Consider the following 2,728-nt stretch of genomic DNA (forward strand, 5'->3'; position numbering starts at 1 on the left):
GGCCTGGGCTACCCGCGAGGGCCGCTGGCCTGGGGCGACCTGATCGGCGTGCGGCGCCTCCTCACCCTGCAGCAGCGCCTGCACGCCGCCACCGGAGACCCCCGCTACCGGCCGACCCGCTGGGTCACCGAGCGGGCCCAACTCGGGCTGCCGCTCACCGAACTCGGCGCCGTACCGCCGCACGCCGCCCCCTGACGTTCCGGCCGCGCCGCGGCCCCCACCTCACGACACCCCCTCTCAAGAGGCCGCGCCTGCCGGCCCTCAGCCTCACTGCCACTCACCGCCCTTACCTCACCCACGGGAGAAGACACAGTGTTCTCAAGGGACTTCGGTCTGACCGAGACCCAGCGCGACATCCGGGCCATGGCCGCGGAGTTCGTCGACACCGAGATCGTTCCGCACGCCCGCGACTGGGACCGCGACGAGCGGGTGGACCCGCGCATCGTCCAACGCCTGGGCGAACTGGGCTTCCTCGGCCTCGGTGTCCCTGAGGAGTACGGCGGCGTGGAGGCCGACATGCTCTCCTACGTCCTGGTCACCGAGGAACTCGGGCGGGGCGACTCCTCCGTGCGGGGCATCGTCTCGGTCTCGCTCGGCCTGGTCACCAAGACCATCGTCTCGCACGGCACCGAGGCCCAGAAGAAGGAGTGGGTCCCGCGGCTGGTCAGCGGCGAGGCGCTGGGCTGCTTCGCCCTCACCGAGCCCGGCACCGGCTCCGACGCCGGCTCCCTGGCCACCCGCGCCACCCGCGACGGCGACGACTGGGTGATCGACGGGACCAAGATGTTCATCACCAACGGCACCTGGGCCAAGGTCGCCCTCCTCTTCGCCCGCACCGGCGAGAACGCCGTCACCGCCTTCCTGGTCCCGACCGACACCCCCGGTTTCACCGCCACGGAGATCCACGGCAAGCTCGGCCTGCGCGGTCAGGCGACCGCCGAACTGGCCCTCGACGGGGTCCGGGTGCCCGACTCCGCCCGCATCGGCGAGGTCGGCAAGGGGCTCGGCATCGCGCTCGGCGCGCTCTCGCGCGGGCGGATCTCGGTGGCCGCGGGAGCCGTCGGTGTCGCGCAGGCCGCGCTCGACGCCGCCGTCGCCTACTCCACCGAGCGGGAACAGTTCGGCAAGCCGATCGCCTCCTTCCAGCTGGTGCAGGAGCTGCTCGCCGACGCCGCCGTCGACGTCCACGCCTCCCGCCTGCTCACCCATCAGGTCGCCCGGATGGCCGACGCGGGAGCCGGGCCCAAGGAGTACGCGACCGACGCCTCGGCGGCCAAGTACCACGCGGCCGAGACGGCCGTGCGAGTCAGCAACAACTGCCTCCAGGTCTTTGGCGGTTACGGCTTCATCGACGAGTACCCGGTCGGCAAGTACCTCCGCGACGCGCGCGTCCTCACCCTCTACGAGGGCACCAGCCAGGTGCAGAAGCTCATCATCGGGCGCGCGCTCACGGGCGTGAACGCGATGGCGTGACCCCGTGTCCGACGTCCCGCCGGGCAACGCGGCCCGGCGGGACGTCGGTCCGCATGGCCCGGTGATCCACCGGAAGTTGACGTCGCTGCGCAGGAAGTACGTCTGGTCCCCGGCTCGGCGAACTCGAGGAGGCCCTGCGAAGCCTGAACGGGGACCGCCACCGCGCCGACGCCCTCCTTGCGTTCGTCGGCGAGCTGGTGGAGGACTACGCACGGTGATCTCCGCGGTCCGGCCGCAGCGCACGTGGACACGCTGGTGGCCGCGCCGACTGCGGTGCCGTGGGCGCCCCGGCTGTACCACTCGTGCGCCCACCCACCCCGGACGAACCACGAGATCTGGTCATCCGGCTCGAAGGGCAGAACACCCAGCGGGGCGCACCACGAGGGTCCGCAGCCGCAGCCTCGTTGCCGACCGCTCTCAGGACGACGCCCAGACCCCGAGCTCGTTGCCGCTCGGATCCAGAAAATGGAGCCGGCGGCCGCCAGGGAATGGATACGGACCCTCGACCACCTCTCCTCCGGCCGCGGTGATCGCGTCCGCCGTGGCGTCGAGGTCCTGCGAGAACAGCAGGACCAGAGGTCCGTTCCGCCCCGGCTCGCGAGTGGCGTTCAGCCCTCCCACCTCGCCCTCGCTGTCCGGGGCGGCGATGCCCGCGTATTCGGGGCCGTAGTCGTTGAACGCCCAGCCGAAGGCGGCCGCGTAGAACGCCTTCGTCGCGGCGAGGTCCGTAACGCCGAGTTCGATGTAGTCGATGGCATGGTGGGTGGGCATGCGGGGACTCCTCCGGTGTGTCGACCAGACTCCAGCATGCCGCAGCGCGCAGAAGCTCGCTGCAGTCCTCGGTGGCCGGCCTTCCAGGCAGGTCAGGCTGACCCCGGCGGGCACCCCGTCAGCCGGCTCACCCGGCCTGCGGCCCCGGTAACCGCAGAACTCCTGTCACGCAGTCATCGCCGCCCTGTGTCGGACCCGTAGTGACCGTCGAGCCGGCGCGCCGACAGCGGGCCCTGTTCGACGAGCGCCGCCTCCACCGTCCGCACACCCTCGTACGTCACCGGCGCCCCCGGCAGGTCCGTGTCTCCGCGCGCCGCGGTGCTGGGCCTCGGACCAGGGGTCTTCGCCGTCCCCGAGGTTCTCGCTCGCGAAGCCGTAGGAGTGCCTGTTGCCGTCGGTGCCGGCCTCGTCGTCGCGCGGTCTGCGCGATCACCGTCCGCAGCTTCGGGCTTGCGCCTTCCGTTGCGGCAACTTCTACGGTCAT

The 2,728-nt window shown here is 71.8% G+C and carries 3 protein-coding genes and 1 pseudogene; 2 read left to right on the plus strand and 2 right to left on the minus strand.

The features are described 5' to 3' along the window. Together HW445_RS25595 and HW445_RS25600 are read left to right on the plus strand one after the other, a co-directional pair. Positions 1 to 195 (plus strand): 3-hydroxyacyl-CoA dehydrogenase family protein (locus HW445_RS25595; protein ID WP_257231285.1); only part of this gene is annotated, 195 nt, incomplete at its 5' end. 117 nt (positions 196 to 312) lie between these two features. After that, on the plus strand, positions 313 to 1,473 hold the full coding sequence (locus HW445_RS25600; protein WP_180223271.1) for an acyl-CoA dehydrogenase family protein: 1,161 nt from the start codon (positions 313 to 315) through the stop codon (positions 1,471 to 1,473). 417 nt (positions 1,474 to 1,890) lie between these two features. On the opposite strand, the gene HW445_RS25605 is transcribed toward HW445_RS25600, so the two are convergent. Further along, positions 1,891 to 2,244 carry a VOC family protein gene (locus HW445_RS25605; protein ID WP_180223272.1) on the minus strand — a complete coding sequence of 118 codons (354 nt, stop codon included), beginning with the start codon at positions 2,242 to 2,244 and terminating at the stop codon, positions 1,891 to 1,893. A 303-nt stretch (positions 2,245 to 2,547) separates the two neighbouring features. Continuing rightward, positions 2,548 to 2,664: pseudogene (locus HW445_RS34465) on the minus strand (N-acetylmuramoyl-L-alanine amidase); the annotation flags it as partial. Between the last annotated feature and the right edge of the window lie 64 nt (positions 2,665 to 2,728).

Source organism: Streptomyces sp. UH6, from assembly GCF_013421635.1.
Taxonomy (GTDB): Bacteria; Actinomycetota; Actinomycetes; order Streptomycetales; family Streptomycetaceae; genus Streptomyces; species Streptomyces abyssomicinicus.

Coding starts and splice junctions, on each gene's coding strand:
- HW445_RS25605 (WP_180223272.1), bottom strand. CDS start 2,244: ATGCCCACCCACCATGCCATCGACTACATCGAACTCGGCGTTACGGAC.